Annotated in this window: 12 protein-coding genes and 1 tRNA gene; 3 read left to right on the top strand and 10 right to left on the bottom strand. The window is 72.5% G+C overall.

Translation table 11 applies throughout. The features are described 5' to 3' along the window. Nucleotides 1-12: 12 nt before the first annotated feature. The 3 genes from ACFYXC_RS06330 to ACFYXC_RS06320 are packed head-to-tail and all read right to left on the bottom strand — an operon-like array spanning nucleotide 13 to nucleotide 1,668. On the bottom strand, nucleotides 13-774 hold the full coding sequence (locus ACFYXC_RS06330; protein WP_389547580.1) for a DUF1990 family protein: 762 nt from the start codon (nucleotides 772-774) through the stop codon (nucleotides 13-15). A 30-nt stretch (nucleotides 775-804) separates the two neighbouring features. Further along, nucleotides 805-897, bottom strand: a complete 93-nt coding sequence (locus ACFYXC_RS06325) for a hypothetical protein (protein ID WP_389548393.1) — start codon at nucleotides 895-897, stop codon at nucleotides 805-807. A gap of 42 nt (nucleotides 898-939) precedes the next feature. Continuing rightward, nucleotides 940-1,668, bottom strand: a complete 729-nt coding sequence (locus tag ACFYXC_RS06320) for a DUF1684 domain-containing protein (protein WP_389547577.1) — start codon at nucleotides 1,666-1,668, stop codon at nucleotides 940-942. 391 nt (nucleotides 1,669-2,059) lie between these two features. Between ACFYXC_RS06320 and ACFYXC_RS06315 the strand changes: the two genes are divergently transcribed. Continuing rightward, nucleotides 2,060-3,100: a hypothetical protein gene (locus tag ACFYXC_RS06315; protein ID WP_389547575.1), complete on the top strand. Its 1,041-nt coding sequence runs from the start codon at nucleotides 2,060-2,062 to the stop codon at nucleotides 3,098-3,100. A gap of 504 nt (nucleotides 3,101-3,604) precedes the next feature. Here the strand turns inward: ACFYXC_RS06315 and fusA are convergent. The 5 genes from fusA to ACFYXC_RS06290 form a co-directional block, all read right to left on the bottom strand. Then, entirely contained in the window at nucleotides 3,605-5,749 is a 2,145-nt protein-coding gene (gene fusA, locus ACFYXC_RS06310; RefSeq protein WP_389548391.1) for an elongation factor G, read from the bottom strand. Nucleotides 5,750-6,272: 523 nt separating this feature from the next. Further along, nucleotides 6,273-7,094 (bottom strand): N-formylglutamate amidohydrolase, encoded by an 822-nt coding sequence (locus ACFYXC_RS06305; RefSeq protein ID WP_389547572.1) that lies wholly within the window; start codon nucleotides 7,092-7,094, stop codon nucleotides 6,273-6,275. A gap of 38 nt (nucleotides 7,095-7,132) precedes the next feature. Then, the gene (locus ACFYXC_RS06300) at nucleotides 7,133-8,788 is read right to left on the bottom strand and encodes a serine/threonine-protein kinase (protein WP_389547569.1); all 1,656 of its coding nucleotides are present in this window, start codon (nucleotides 8,786-8,788) and stop codon (nucleotides 7,133-7,135) included. Nucleotides 8,789-9,022: 234 nt separating this feature from the next. Then, entirely contained in the window at nucleotides 9,023-9,418 is a 396-nt protein-coding gene (locus tag ACFYXC_RS06295) for a hypothetical protein (RefSeq protein WP_388916891.1), read from the bottom strand. A gap of 55 nt (nucleotides 9,419-9,473) precedes the next feature. Continuing rightward, nucleotides 9,474-10,325 (bottom strand): helix-turn-helix transcriptional regulator, encoded by an 852-nt coding sequence (locus tag ACFYXC_RS06290; protein ID WP_389547566.1) that lies wholly within the window; start codon nucleotides 10,323-10,325, stop codon nucleotides 9,474-9,476. 191 nt (nucleotides 10,326-10,516) lie between these two features. On the opposite strand from ACFYXC_RS06290, the gene ACFYXC_RS06285 reads away from it, so the two are divergent. Together ACFYXC_RS06285 and ACFYXC_RS06280 are read left to right on the top strand one after the other, a co-directional pair. Continuing rightward, a complete protein-coding gene (locus tag ACFYXC_RS06285) occupies nucleotides 10,517-11,278 on the top strand; it encodes an SDR family oxidoreductase (protein ID WP_389547563.1) in 762 nt (253 codons plus the stop codon). An 87-nt stretch (nucleotides 11,279-11,365) separates the two neighbouring features. Then, complete coding sequence (locus tag ACFYXC_RS06280; RefSeq protein WP_389547561.1) at nucleotides 11,366-12,277, top strand: hypothetical protein; 912 nt, start codon at nucleotides 11,366-11,368, stop codon at nucleotides 12,275-12,277. Nucleotides 12,278-12,461: 184 nt separating this feature from the next. Here ACFYXC_RS06280 and ACFYXC_RS06275 read toward each other — a convergent pair. Both ACFYXC_RS06275 and ACFYXC_RS06270 read right to left on the bottom strand, forming a co-directional pair. Further along, nucleotides 12,462-12,546: transfer RNA gene (locus tag ACFYXC_RS06275), tRNA-Leu, on the bottom strand. 218 nt (nucleotides 12,547-12,764) lie between these two features. Continuing rightward, nucleotides 12,765-14,318 carry an aldehyde dehydrogenase family protein gene (locus tag ACFYXC_RS06270; RefSeq protein ID WP_389547558.1) on the bottom strand — a complete coding sequence of 518 codons (1,554 nt, stop codon included), beginning with the start codon at nucleotides 14,316-14,318 and terminating at the stop codon, nucleotides 12,765-12,767. Between the last annotated feature and the right edge of the window lie 70 nt (nucleotides 14,319-14,388).

Raw genomic sequence — 14,388 nt, 5'->3', positions numbered from 1 at the left:
GTGCGGCGCCGACTACCGCACGTCGTCCGACGCCGACGGCGTGGTGGTCTCCCACCGGGACGGCGGACAGCTGCTCGCCTGCCGCGGAACGTGCGCGCGCATGCTGTGCGGGTCGGTCGACGGCCTCGCTGAGACCCCGCTTCCGCTGGACGAACGCGTCGACAGGCACCGCGGCGACCGTTCCTGATCCGTCGGGGGCCGGACCAGTGCGCGCAGGTAGCGTCGCCGGGCGACCCGCTGGGCCAGGAGAAGCAGCGGGAACAGCCGGCGCCAGGGACCCGAGGGGGCCGCGCGCGTCAGGGATCTGAGGGTGAGCCGGACCGTGCCCTCGCCGTCGCGGTGGACGACGAAGGCTTCCTCGCCGCTGACCGGGTGGCCGTGGCGGGTGCCGTACGCGAAGCCGCACCGGTCGGAGGTCTCCACGACGGCGACGACCTCGACGGGTTCCCGGACGGTGAAGGGGCCCGGGCCCGCCGTGATGCCGTACCGCCCCCGCAGCCGTGCCCGCGTGCCGCCCCCGTCCTCGGCCGCGACCGAGAAGCCGCTGCGCCGTTTGACCTCCCAGCGCAGCACGGCGTCCGCCGCGGTGCGCCAGTCGTCCTCGCCGCGGCCGATCACGACGGTCCGTTCGAAGCGCCGGAACCCGGACGGGCCGTCGCCCCACAGGGGGTCGGCCGGCCGGGTCGCGCCCGGCGTGCCGTAGCTCAGTCCGTCGGGCGGGGCCGGCCGGCCCGCGGTGTCCGCAGCCGTCGTCGTGTCATGCTCCCCCGTCATGCGGCTACGGTCCCACACGGCCGGCCCCGCTCAGACCGGCAGCCGCGGCACGCTGTCGATCAGGCGCCGGGTGTACGGGTGGGCCGGGGCGCCCAGCACCTGGGCGGTGTCACCCTGCGGGATCCGGCGGGCGACCGCGGGGTACCGCGGGATCCGCCGGGGTGATCAGTGCTGGGCCGGGAAGCCGTCGCGGAAGAGGGGGAGCTTCTCGCCGGCCTCGACGGCCAGGTGGAAGCGGTTCTGCCGCGGCGGCATCGGACAGTTGTACTGATCGGAGAACCCGCAGGGCGGTACGAAGGCCCGGTTGAAGTCGAGGACGACCCGGCTGTCGTCCTCGGTGCGCCGTACGAACAGGAAGCGGCCGACGCCGTAGGTGGTGTCCCCGTTGGTGGGGTCACCGAAGACGAGGAGCAGGGTGCCGTCGTCGTCGAACGCGCTGAGGGTGTACGCGCGGCCGTCGACGGTGAGCGTGATGTCGCCCGGGACGACCAGCTCGCGGGTGCCGCCGTTGTCCCGGAGGTGCTCGAAGGCGACACGGCGGGCGCCCGGCACGGGGGTGTAGGTCGCTTCCAGGACCCAGGCGGGGTCGTACGGGAAGGCACTGACGCCCTCGAAGTGCCTGATGGCGGGCGCGCCCGCGGCCCAGAGACGCAGACCGTGCTCCGGTTCGCCGGTGACGAGGTCGGTCCGCCGGAGCGTGGTGACCGTCACACCGTCCGGCTGTCCGGCACGGGCCGCCTCGACGTCGGGCTCCTCACCGGCCGGCAGCCAGCGGGTCTCGACGAGGGCGAGGTTCCCGGTGGGCGAGGTGAGAGAACGGTGCCGCTCGGCGCGCCAGGCGTGCCACTCCTCCCCCGGGTCGACGGAGGCCGGGGAGGCGGTGGACTGGGACACGGCGGACTCACTCGGCTAGGAGTGCGCGCCGGGCGCGCTGCCCGGCGAACACGGATCGTTAATAGATGGTCAAAGCATGACCTTTATCGTTCATAAGAACACCTAATGTCAAACATGCCTCTCGAAGAATGAGACAACTGGTCTCATCCCTACAAGATCGCTGTCACTTGAACGTTTCCTTCGTCCTGTGGAGCCACGGCCTTAGCGTGTTCCATGTGACCCAACTCACCTCCTTATACGTCTACTTACGCCCCCGGGTAGCGCACCGGTGCGCGGCCGGAAGCACGCCCGCTGGAAGCGCGCTCATTGGAAGCGCGCCCGCTCCGGAGCCGGCCGGCATGGCCGCGCGGAAGCGGACACAGGCTCGGACGCGCACGGCAGAGGCGGCGCGGTGAAGCTGGTCGGACTCGTGCGGGCCGGCGACATCGCGGGCGTCGTACGGGAGCTGAGTGCGCTGAGGCCGGACCAGCGCCAGGCGTGCGCCCCCGCGCTGGCGGCCCACCGCAAGGCGATCGCCCGGACCGGACCCACCGCGGAACAGAAAGCCGCGCTGTCCGCCGCCGAACTGGGCTGCCGGGTCACGCCCGCGGCCGCGACGGCCTGGCTCCTGACGTACAGGTACTTCACGATGGACACCTGGACGGTGGACGTCCTGAACCTGTACTCCACCGCGTGGCGGACCGAGCTGGTCGCACGGCTGGGCGACCGGGCGACGGCCTCGGACACGGTGTACACACTCACCGAACACCTCGTCCACGACACCGGCTGCCCGGTGCCGACGTCCCGGCAGTTCATCCTGGCCTGGCTGTTCAACCGTGCCCACAACCGGGAGCGGCCCGCGCGGGTGCGGGGCGGAGCACCGGGCGCCGACCTCCTGGAGCGGCTGCGCGCGGACTCCTTCACTCCGGCGCTGGTCCCGCTGGCCGTGGCGAGACCGGGGCGCCTCGTCCTCGGACGGCCGGTGTGGCTGCTGGAAGCGCTGGTCGCCCTGACCGCCGAAGGGGTCGCCGACCGTGCCGAACTGGTCGACGGCCTCTTTGCGGACATGGCCGCCGACCCGCCGCGGGGGTCCGAGGCCGCGGTCGTGCTGGACGCGCTCGCCCTCACCCCGGCCGAACACGCCCGGGTGGCCCCCGAACGCGCCGCACTCGTCAGACATCTTCTCGGGCGACTGCGCGAGGACGGCACGCACGCGGAGTCCGCGTCGTCCCTGCTGTTCCTGCGCGCGCTGGCCGCCACACCCGCGGAGAACGCCCTCGTGGTACGGGACTACGCGGCCCTGCTCGACGACCGGCCGGGCCCGGTGGCCGCCTACGCCCGGGAGGTCCTGGCGGGGCTGGACGAAGCGGGACTGCTCACGTCCGGCGCACGCACCGGAGCGGGCGGACGGATCCTGCTCCGCCCCGGCGGGGGGCGATCGGCGCGCACCTGAACCGGCCGGGGCTGGGGGCGGGGCTGGGGGCGGGGCTGGGACTGGGCCGGCGCTGGGGCAGGGGCTGGCGCTGGGGCTGCGGTCGGGACCGCGGCGGGGCCGGGGCTGCGGCCGGGGCCGGGGCCCGCAGTGTTGCCCGCATGCCGCTGCAGCCGAGGCCGAGTCCGGCACGCCGTTGAGGCGGAGTCCGGCGCCCGACGCGCTGCGATCGCGTCGTCCGGACGCCCGGATGCCCCGCGTCCGGACGCCCGGATGCCCGAACGCCTGCTGCACAGGCGGGCGGGCGGCCCGCTGTCCCGGCGGTCGGCTGAGCCAGCGGTTGGCTGTCCCAGCGGTCGACTGTCCCGGCGGTCGACTGTCCCGGCGGCCAAGTGTCCCGGGAACTGCTGTCCCGCGAACCTGCTGTCCTGGTGGCGTGCTGTCCCGGTGGCCGTCCGCCGAGGACGGTCCCGCCCGCACAAGGGCGGGACCGTCGTGCGCACCACGGGCCGGTGTCCGACGGGACTACCGGGCCGGCGCCGGGGCGTACCCGACGGGCCGGGCGGTGAAGACGCCCCGGCCCTGCGTACGGCTCCGCAACCGCGTCGCGTAGCCGAACAGCTCGGCCAGCGGAACGGTGGCGGTGACCACGGCGGCACCCGCCCGCGTGGTCGAACCGGTCACCCGGCCGCGCCGCGCCGCCAGGTCCCCGAGGACCCCGCCCACGGCGTCGTCGGGAGCGGTGACCGTGACCTCGACCACGGGCTCCAGCAGTGCCATCGTGCTCGCCCGCAGCGCCTCGCGCAGGGCGAGCCGTCCGGCCGTCCGGAACGCCATTTCCGAGGAGTCCTTCACATGGGTCGCCCCGTCCTTCAGGACGACCCGCAGCCCGGTCACGGGATGACCGCCGAGCGGTCCTTCGCCGAGCGCGTCCCAACATCCGGCCTCCACTGCCCGGACGTACTCCTGCGGCACGCGGCCACCGACGACGGCCGACCGGAACTCGAACCCGGTCGCGCTGCCGCCGAGGTCACCGTCCGCGTTCTCGGAGGCCACCTCCAGCGGCTCGACGTCGAGGACGACCTGGGCGAACTGCCCGGCCCCGCCGTCCTGTTTGACATGCCGGTGGACCAGCCCGGCGACGCCGCGTACGACCGTCTCGCGGTACGCCACCCGCGGCCGGCCGACCCGGACGTCCAGACCCTGGGCGCGGCGGATCTTCTCCACGGCCACCTCCAGATGCAGTTCGCCCAGGCCGGACAGCACCGTCTGACCGGTCTCGTCGTCGGTCCGGACGACCAGCGAGGGATCCTCCTCGACGAGTCGTGCCAGCGCCGCCACCAGCCGGTCCGTGTCCGTGCCGGTAAGGGCCTCGACCGCGACCGAGACCACGGGTTCGGCCGTGACCGGCGGTTCGAGGACCAGCGGGGCGTCCGGGGCGCAGAGAGTCGACCCCGCGCGGGCGGATCTGAGTCCGACCACGGCGACGATGTCGCCCGCCACCGCGCGGTCCACCTGGGCGTGCCGGCCGGCCTGCACCCGCAGGATGCGGCCGACCCGCTCGGTACGCCTCGCGCCCGTGTCCCACACGGCGTCCCCCTTCCGGATCGTTCCCGAGTACACCCGCAGATACGTCAGCCGCCCGGTGGCGGTCGCGTTCACCTTGAACGCCAGTGCCGCGAACGGCGCGTCCGGATCGGCGGCACGTTCCTGCTCGACACCGTCGGCACCGTCGGGACGGCCAGCACCTTGGGTACGGTCGGCGCCGTCCGGCGTGCCGCGTACGGCGGGCACGTCCGACGGCGAGGGCAGGTACGCCACCACGGCGTCCAGCAGCGGCTCGATCCCCCGGTTGCGGTAGGCCGAACCGCACAGCACGACCACGCCCTCCCCGGTGCGGGTCAGGTCGCGCAGCGCGCCGGCAAGCGTCCGCGCGGAGAGACCGGAGCCCGCGCAGAACTCCTCCAGCGCGCCGGGATGGAGCTCGGCGACGGCCTCCTCCAGCACGCGTCGACGCCGCTCCGCCTCCTCCCGCAGGACCTCGGGCACGGCCCCTTCCCTGACTCCGCCCCCGCTCCCGCGCCCGTCCGCTCCCCCGTCGCGCCCGTCGGCCCAGACCCACGCCCGCATACGCACCAGGTCGACGACTCCCTCGAACCCGTCCTCCGAGCCGATGGGCGACTGCACCACCAGCGGCGCCGGATGCAGGCGCTCCCGGATCGACGCGACCGCCCAGTCCAGGTCGGCCCCGGCCCGGTCCAGCTTGTTGACGAAGGCGATCCGCGGCACCCCGAACCGGTCGGCCTGCCGCCACACGGACTCGCTCTGCGGTTCGACCCCCGCGACGGCGTCGAACACCGCGACGGCCCCGTCGAGCACGCGCAGCGAACGTACGACCTCGTCGGAGAAGTCGACGTGCCCAGGCGTGTCGATCAGGTTGAGCCGATGCCCGTCCCAGTCGCAGCTGACGGCCGCGGCGAAGATGGTGATCCCACGATCGCGTTCCTGCGGGTCGAAGTCGGTGACGGTCGTCCCGTCATGCACCTCACCACGCTTGTGCGTGGTCCCGGTGACATACAGGATCCGCTCGGTGACGGTGGTCTTGCCCGCGTCGACGTGAGCGAGGATGCCGAGATTACGCACGGCGCCCAGCGGGTCCGCGGGACGCACGCCATGCGCGGCAGGCGCGGCAGGCGCGGAGCGGTTGTCGTGGAGATGGCGGTGGAGTTCAGTACGCACGGCCCATGGCCTTTCGGGACTGATCAGAGCTGATCAGAGTTCCGGTCGGGGTCGGCGCGATTCCCGTACGAAGCCATATCTGACCGAAGGCCCCCACCGGCCCCGCGAGAGCGCGCGGCGCGAGCTCGCGACAGCGACAGCGAGCTCGCAACAGCAGGGAGGAGGCGCGGAGGTCAGACGGGATTCGTCAAGGACATCCGGCACAGGCCGCGCAGCCTGCACCGGGTCCACCGAGACACGAGGATCACCTCGTACCGCGACAGGGGAACGACAACAGCGGTGCGGTACCGCATGGCCGGACTCCCCTCACTGGTTCTCGACGGCTATCGATGGCCCACGACGGCGTGGCCCTCGGTGGTCACGGTGCGCGCCCCGGCGATGCGTGACGCGCGTCGTGTCGTGTGGCGAGTGTAGGGAACGCAACTGGGCGGTGGCACCCGGTTATTGGCGGGGCTCACACCCCGGGTTCACCCGTCACCGCGTCGACGAGTTGTGCCAGCGCGGCCGCCACCCGGTCGAGTCCGGGCCCCGCGGGACCGCCCGGCTCGGTCATGTAGACGTCCCGCCGGATCTCGATCATCAGAGCACCGACCCGCCGGTCGCTGCCGTAGTACGTCAACGGGACGTACGTGCCGGCGAAGGGGCTGTTGACGCCCGTACCGCCGAAGCCGGCGAACGCCCTCTCCGCGTGGGCGAGCAGGTCGGGCGGGGTGTGGAAGGGGTCGTGTCCGAGGCAGACCGGCGGGCGGGGACCGTCGCCGTGGAGTTCGTACGGAAGCCGCTCGCTCGGGTAGGAGTGCACGTCGACGACGACAGCCCGCCCGACGGCAGCCAGCCGCTCGGTCACGGTGTCGGTCATGGCGGCGGCATACGGGTGGAAGTAGCGGTCGAGCAGCGGCTCTTCACGGTGGCCGTCCGGTCGGAGCGCCTCCCCGTGGGTGGTGCGGGTGTAGACGGCGCCCATGCCGGCGGCCCGCATCTCCTCCCGTTCGTCCGGGAAGCGTTCGGGGTCGACGACCAGGCGGGACAGTCGGTTGACGAACAGCCAGGGCCGTGGGGCGGACCCGGTGGCGCTGCGAGCGGCGGCCTCCGCGGCGATGCGGTCGGTGTACGAGTCGGTGATGTGGTCCAACTCCCGTTCCAGCGCGCCGTCGTCGAGGACGATTCCCTCGCGCACGTCCGCCGGGACGGTCCGCGAGGAGTGCGGCACGTGCAGGATCACCGGCGAGTCGGGGGCACCCGGCGTGAGGCGGTAAGGGGCCGGCGAGCCGTTCATGTCAGACGTACACACCTACAGACCTTCAGATTGAGGCTCTAGACCTTCTTGGTGACGGTCACGGTCACCGAGAGGTCGCCCGAATTGTCGGTCATGCAGCTTTCGTCGCCGTCGTTGATGCGCAGTTCGAGCGTGCCCCGGGCCGTCGCCTCGAAGGTCCACTCCTTGCCCACGATGCGGCTCTCCTCGCCCTGCCCGCCCTCGGTGAACCGGCCGAGGAGCGCTCCGAACGGAGCCGACTCGTTGACCTTGCAGTCCGCCGCCGCGAAATCCAGTGACTTGTCTGTCTCGGCGTCATAGCCGTCGGGTCCGGTCAGCGGCATCTCGGGGTCGTCGACGGTCCACTGCCCCGACGTGAAGCGGACGGTGACCGTGTCACCGGCCTGGATGAGCGTCTCGGTGGCCCGCTGCCAGCCCTGGGCCGCGTGCACCACCGAGTCGTTGGCGACGGGCGTCGGCGGCAGGGGGGTGGCAGCCGGCCCGGCGGTCCCCGATCCGCCGCTGCCCTGGTCCCCCGGGCCCGCCGCGTCGGACTCGGCGGCCCGGTCGAAGGGCGGGGCCCCGGCGACGAAGAGGCCGACACCGGTTCCCACGACGAGGAGGGCCACCGCGGAGGCCACCCAGCCCACGAGCCGTCTGTCACGCCGTCGCGTGTCCTGCCGCAGCGTGTCCTGCCGCAGCAGCTCGGACGCGGTCGCGGCGTCGTAGCGCGAGGTCGGCGGCGCCTGGTCCGCCCACGGAACGTGCCGGCGGGTCCGGGTCTCCTCGTCCGCGAGGGAGAGGGCCGCCGGCACCGCGACCCGGACGGTGGCCGAGGGCAGCGCCCCCGGGTCCGCGGCGACCCCCTCGGCGGCGTGCCGCAGGGCGGTCGTCGCGTCGGGGATGGAGGGCCGTTCCTCGGGCGCCTTGCGCAGGAGCGCCTCGACGACCGGCAGCAACGGGCCCAACTGCGCGGGCAGGTTGGGTTGTTCGTACGCCACGGCGTGCAGGGTGGCGGCGTACGCGGACCGCCGGAACGGCGACGATCCGGTGGCGGCGGTGACGAGTGTCGCGGCCAGCGACCACAGGTCCGAAGCAGGGCCGACCACACCGCCGTTGACGCGTTCGGGCGCCATGTACTCGACGGAACCGGCGAACTCACCGGAGTTGGTCAGCATCTCGCCGTCGTCGAGGACGGCGATGCCGAAGTCCGTCAGGACCGCGCTGCCGTCGCGGCGCAGCAGGACGTTGGCCGGCTTGACGTCGCGGTGCAGGGCTCCGACGGCGTGTACGGCGTCCAGCGCGCCGAGCAGCTGCACCCCGAGCGCGGCCACCCGCGTCGGCGCCAACGGGCCCGCCTGAGCGATGAGTTGGGCGAGCGAAGGACCGTCGATGAGTTCCATGACGATCCAGAGCCGGTCCTCGTACTCGACCAGGTCGTGCACGCCGACCACGTGCGGGTGCGGCACCCTGGCCACCACCCGCGCCTCGCGCACGGCACGGCGCAGCCATACGCGCTGGTCCTCGTCGCCCTGGGTGAAGACGTGCAGTTCCTTGGCCGCGACATCACGCGCGAGCAGCTGGTCGTGGGCCCGCCAGACCGTACCCATGCCGCCTCTGCCGAGCTGCTCGCCGAGCCGGTACCGGCCGGCGATCAGACGCCCGGCACCCCGAGCCGCGTACGCCGCCCCCTGCTGATCATCACTGCCGGACATCACGCCCGCCTCACGCCCCTCCCGGCGGCTTCCTTGCCACCGGCCCCATGTATCACTCGAACACCCGCGAGCATAGCGGTGGGAACTGACGTCGGAATGACAGCCGAGGAAGTCCGAACGACAGCCGAGGAAGTCGGGACGACAGTCGGAGAAGAAGGACGGGCCGGCTACCGGAGGGAGTTCGGAGCCCGCCCCCACGCGGCGCCTGACGGGCCCCGGGTCCGCCGGAAGCCGTCACAGACCTGCGCGCTCCAGCAGCAGCCCCAGGTCGCCGTCCTTCACCCGGGTGACCCCCTGCGGATTCCGGTTGGACAGGGCGCGCAGCGGGACGGGGTCGCGGTGCAGCCGACGGGTCGCGGCCGGGTTCAGTGTCGCGGCGAACCGCCACGGCTGACGTGGGTTTCCCGCCACCTCGTACGGCTCGTCCTCGATGTCGGCCACCGCGGCGATCTCCTGTACCGGCGAGGCGAAGTAGATCCACAGACGGTCGCCGGCCGCCACGCGCCGCCACCTGGACAGGCACCACTCCCGGCGGGGCGCGGTCTCGGCGAGTGCCAGCATGTCGTCCTTGGCGGCGGAGCCGCCGCTCGCGGAGGCATCCGCGGGCTTCACGATGAACAGCCAATCCACAGGTGATTCTCCAGTCTTACGTTCGCCGCCCAGTACTGTCCCCCACCCGGCGGCACTACGAGGTGCCCCGCAGGGGAGCCGCGTCGGTGGGTCCGGTCTGGGCGAGTGCGGCGAGGAGGTGCAGCTTCTCGTCGCTGTCGCTGTCCTTGTCGGGGTAGTAGACGACGAGGATGACGTCGTCGACGGGGAGTTTGTCGCGGTGCAGCCGCAGGTCACCGACCACGGGGTGGTGGACGGTGGTGGTGCCCCCGTCGAGGGTACGGACGTCATGGCGGGCCCAGAGGGTGCGGAACCGCTGACTGGCCAGGGCGAGCTCCCCGACGAGTTCCACGAACCGGGGGTTGTCGGTGTCGTCCCCGATGGTGGTGCGAAGAGCGGCGACGAAGCTGACGGCGGCCTTCGTCCAGTCCTGGTGGAACGCCTGCTCCTCGGGATCGAGAAACAGGGAACGCAATCGGTTCTGGCCGGGCCGCAGGCGCGGGGAGAGCGCGACGGCCAGGGGGTTGGAGGCCAGGACGTCGAAGGCGCGTCCTTCGACGAACGCCGGGATCGTGAGGTGGGCCAGGAGCTGGTGCACCCGTACCGGTACGCGCTCGGGTCGTGCCCGCCGCGGTGACCTGGGGCGTACCGCGGCGAGGCCGAGCAGATACGTCCGCTCGACGTCGTCCAGACGGAGGACCCGCGCGAGGGATTCGAGGACCTGGGGCGACGGATTCCTGTCGCGGCCACGTTCCAGGCGCAGGTAGTAGTCGGGGCTGATACCGGCGAGCAGGGCCACTTCCTCACGGCGCAGCCCGGGCACCCGGCGGTTGCCGCCGGGCGGGAGCCCCGCCTGCGCCGGGGAGACCAGTTCACGCCTGGCCCGCAGGTAGCCGCCGAGCCGGTTGCCGGCGTCCTCGTCCTTCATCCCTCCACCGTAATGCGGTGGGCATGTCGCAGCGGGGGCCCTGGCAGGACCAGGGAGGACCGGGGCTTACCCACCGCCGGCAGATTCTGCCGAGACTGCGGGAACAGCGTTCCGCGGAGAACCGCGGAACACCACCGAAGGCGCCACGGTCCCCCATCCCGTCGGCGCCCTGGACCGCAGGGAAGATGTCAATGGATCTCTCCAACCGCACCGTTCTCGTCGTCGGCGGGACCTCGGGTATCGGGCGGGAACTGGCCCGCCGGTTCGCCGCGGCGGGAAGCACGGTGGCCGTCGGCGGCCGCAGCACGCAGGCCCTCTCGGAACTCGCGGAAGAAGGCTTCGGCACCCTCAGGATCGACGTCACCGACGACGCCTCCGTCGCGGCGGCCCGTGACACCGCACTCGCCCGGTATCCCGAGCTGGACACCGTGGTGACGATGCCCGGCGTCATGCTCCTGGAGGACCTGCGCGACCCCGCGCACTTCGCGGCGGCGCAGACGACGATCGACACCAACCTGGTGGGCACCATCCGGGTCATCGACGCGTTCACCCCGCACCTGGTCCGGCGGGGCGCCGGCACCTTCGTCACCGTCACCTCCGGCATCGCCTTCCTGCCCTTCCCGCCCATGCCCACCTACGCCGCGTCGAAGGCCGCGGTGCACGCCTACTCCGAGGCCCTGCGCGCGCAGCTCGACGGCACCGGCGTCGGCGTCGTCGAACTCGTCCCCCCGGCCGTCGCCACAGCGGGCCAGGAGAAGGTGAACCCGCACGCGCTGCCGCTCGACGACTTCGCCACCGAGGTCATGCACCTGCTCTCCACCGACCCGACCCCCCGCGAAATCCTCGTGAAGGGGGTCCACATGCACCGCTGGGCCGAGCGCGACGGCACCTACGACGACCTCGTCGCCCAGCGCTCCCGGGCCCTGAGCATGCTCCCCGGCCGCCAGGACTGACTCCCCCCGGGCAGCGCACGTCTTCCGTCCGCTCCACCGAACCTTCTCTGGATCACCTCAGCACCTGCGTACGGGACAATCGGGTACGTGCCGGAGTACGCCTCGATCACCACACTCGACACGCTCCTCGACGACCTCCGGGTCGGCGAGGCGCGGTACCGCCAGCTCGCCATGGTCCGCGGGGAACTGCACCGGGCCCTGGACCGCGGCGGCCTGCCGGTGAGCGCCCGGCGCAGCCTGCGACGCCTCCTGGAGAAGGAGGCGCTCACGACCTACCTGCGCCTCGCCGAGTCCGGGGCGCTGCGCGAGCGCCAGGTCGACGGTGGCCGTCCGCCCACCTCGCAGGCCACCAACGCGGCCCGGTACCGGTGCCTGCACCTGCTGCGCGCCGCCCACGGGCTGCCCCCGCTGCACCTGGGCGGCGGTGGCCGGATACCGCTTCGCCCCACCCCCGACCACAGCACCCTCACCGCCCTGCGCCGCCGCCTCGACCAGGACCTCGCCACCGTGATGTCGCCGGGACACACCAGACTCACCGCACTCCTGTCCCTGGTCCTGGACACGGCTGCGCGCGCCGGAGAACTGACCGCACTGCGCGTGTCCCACCTCACACCCGACCGCACAGCGGTGTACATACAGCGGCGCCCCCAGAACGGCGGCGACACCCCGGAGGACGTCTGGTACGCCCTCTCCCCCCTCGCACAGGCCGCGGTGGAACGCTGGTTCGCGGTCCGCGCCCCACTGGTCGAACGCGCCCACGGCACCAGCCGGCTGTGGGTGAGCCTGTTCGTCAACCACGACGGCACCCTCCACCAGCACGGCCGCGCCGTCCTGCGCCCACCCGGCCTGCCCCTGGAGGAAAAGGGTCTGCTCCTCAGCTACCGCGCCGGCCGGGCCCGCTACGACCTGATGACGCTGCTGCCACCCAAACTGGAACAACTCCGCCGCGCCGTCCTCGACCAGACCCCGCCGACTCCCTTCGCCCCACCCACCGACTGAACCTCCCGCCTTCGAACCTCCCCTCCTTCGGGTGCTTTTTCTTTCGTAAATGATCATGTAATGACCAGCCCTAAGGGCCTGTTATTACCTGCGACCGGCGGATGCGGCGGCGCACACGAAACGAGGGCCCCGACCGTCAGGTCGGGACCCTCATGTACGTGCTGTTGCTGTGGGATTCAGCGAGTGTCCGAGGGGGGACTTGAACCCCCACGCCCGATAAAGGGCACTAGCACCTCAAGCTAGCGCGTCTGCCATTCCGCCACCCGGACCAGGTGTCTGCCGCCTGGACGGGGGTGTTCCCCGCAGCGACGTGGACAACAATACCAAGCTTTCGGAGTGGCCTTCACCTGCGTTTCCTCGCCCCGGCGGGGGTCCGGCGGAGCTCCGCCGGGGCGAGGAGGCGACCAGGTAGGGCGCACGTGCAGGGTGACTGCACGTGCGGTGTGACTGCACGTGCAATACGACCGGGTGGTCGTTCGGCCACCCGTTACGGCATCGAGTGGTACTCCGGGAAGTTCCCCGGCAGCCTCTCCCCCGCCGGACCCTGCGTCACCGCGCGCACCAACAGGTCGCCGCCCACGAACGCGCCCCGCCACGACGCGCCGAAGCCGCCGAAGAGCTCGTCACGGTCGCCGCGGGACCGGGGCCGGCCGTGCCCCACCTTGAAGGCCCGGATCTGCGGGGCCAGGCGTTTGTACGTGGCCTCGTCGTCCGTGGACAGGGTGGCGACCAGCGCGCCGTTCGACGCGTTCATGGCCGCGAGCAGTTCCGCCTCCGTGTCGACCAGGACGATCGTGTCGACCGGGCCGAAGGGTTCGGCGTGGTGGAGCGGGGAGGACGGGGGCGGGTTCAGGAGCGTGACCGGCTGGACGTAGGCCGAGGTGTCCTGGCCGGGCAGGAAGCGGGCGTCGGCGAGTTTGCCGCGGTGCAGGGGGACGGCGCCGCGGTCGATCGCCTCGGCGACCTGGTCGTGCAGCTCCTTCGCCTTGGCCGCGTTGATCACCGGTCCGAAGTCCAGCTGCGGGTACGGGTCCTGCGGCCGCTCGACCGCCAGGGGGTGGCCGACGCGGAGGGTGCGGACCGCCGGGAGGTACGCGGCCAGGAACTCGTCGAACAGCTCTCGCTGGACGACGAAGCGCGGGTAGGCCGTGCAGCGCTGTTTGCCGTAGTCGAAGAGCTTCGGGATGACTGCCGTCAGCGCGTCCCAGTCGGTGTGGTTCCAGATGCCCCAGGTGTTCAGGCCCTCCTGTTCCAGTACGTGTCGTTTGCCCAGGTCGGCGACGGCGGTGGCCACCGCGGCACCCGTGTCGCGGCCGCCGACGAAGGAGACGCAGCCGATCTCGGGCGCGCGCACGAGCGCCTGCGACAGCTCGCGTCCGCTGCCGCTGACGAGGGTGACGGGTATGCCCTCGCGGGCGGCGAGCGCGCAGGCGAGGGTGAGGCAGGCGACGCCGCCGTCGGTCGGGGTCTTGGCGATGACCGCGTTGCCTGCCAGTGCCTGCACCAGCACTGCGTGAACGAGCACGCTCATCGGGTAGTTCCAGCTCGCGATGTTGGACACGGGCCCGTCCAGCGGGGCCCGGTCCGCGATCATGGGTTCGATGCCGTCGACGTACCAGCGCACGCCGTCGATGGCCCGGTCGACGTCGGCCTGCGCGAGCCGCCAGGGCTTGCCGATCTCCCAGACGAGGAGGAGGGCGAGCAGTTCGCGGTGTTCGGTGAGTGCGTCGAGGGTGGCCGCGACGCGGGCCCGGCGTTCTCCGAGGGGTACGTGCCGCCAGGCGCGGTGGTGGTCGAGGGAGGCGCGGACGGCCTGGTGGGCCGTGGCGCCGTCCAGTCGCGGCGGGCCCGCGATGGGGCTGCCGTCGACGGGGCTGGTGGCGGGCAGTGCCCGGCCGTCGGCCTGCCAGGCGGCGTTCCAGAGGTTGAGGACGCGGTCGTCCTGGAATGCCTCGGGAGCCGCGGTCAGGCAGCGCCGCCAGGCGTCGGCCCACGCGGTGTGGGCCTTGAGGGTGAGGGTGGGCGTATGGGTGGATGCCATTCGGTTGCTCCGCTCTCGGTGCACAGTCGGGGGCGGTCGTACATGGCTGGTCCCGCGGGGTCGTACGCGG

The organism is Streptomyces sp. NPDC002701 (genome assembly GCF_042889045.1).
Taxonomy (GTDB): Bacteria; Actinomycetota; Actinomycetes; order Streptomycetales; family Streptomycetaceae; genus Streptomyces.
The sequence above is the reverse complement of the archived record's forward strand: the minus strand, read 5'-3'. Positions and strand labels throughout refer to the sequence as shown.

Bases quoted from the DNA above. Each gene is read 5' to 3' on its own strand.
- ACFYXC_RS06290 (WP_389547566.1), bottom strand. From the start codon at position 10,325: ATGAAGGACGAGGACGCCGGCAACCGGCTCGGCGGCTACCTGCGGGCC.
- ACFYXC_RS06300 (WP_389547569.1), bottom strand. From the start codon at position 8,788: ATGTCCGGCAGTGATGATCAGCAGGGGGCGGCGTACGCGGCTCGGGGT.
- ACFYXC_RS06305 (WP_389547572.1), bottom strand. From the start codon at position 7,094: ATGAACGGCTCGCCGGCCCCTTACCGCCTCACGCCGGGTGCCCCCGAC.
- ACFYXC_RS06285 (WP_389547563.1), top strand. From the start codon at position 10,517: ATGGATCTCTCCAACCGCACCGTTCTCGTCGTCGGCGGGACCTCGGGT.
- ACFYXC_RS06330 (WP_389547580.1), bottom strand. From the start codon at position 774: ATGACGGGGGAGCATGACACGACGACGGCTGCGGACACCGCGGGCCGG.
- ACFYXC_RS06270 (WP_389547558.1), bottom strand. From the start codon at position 14,318: ATGGCATCCACCCATACGCCCACCCTCACCCTCAAGGCCCACACCGCG.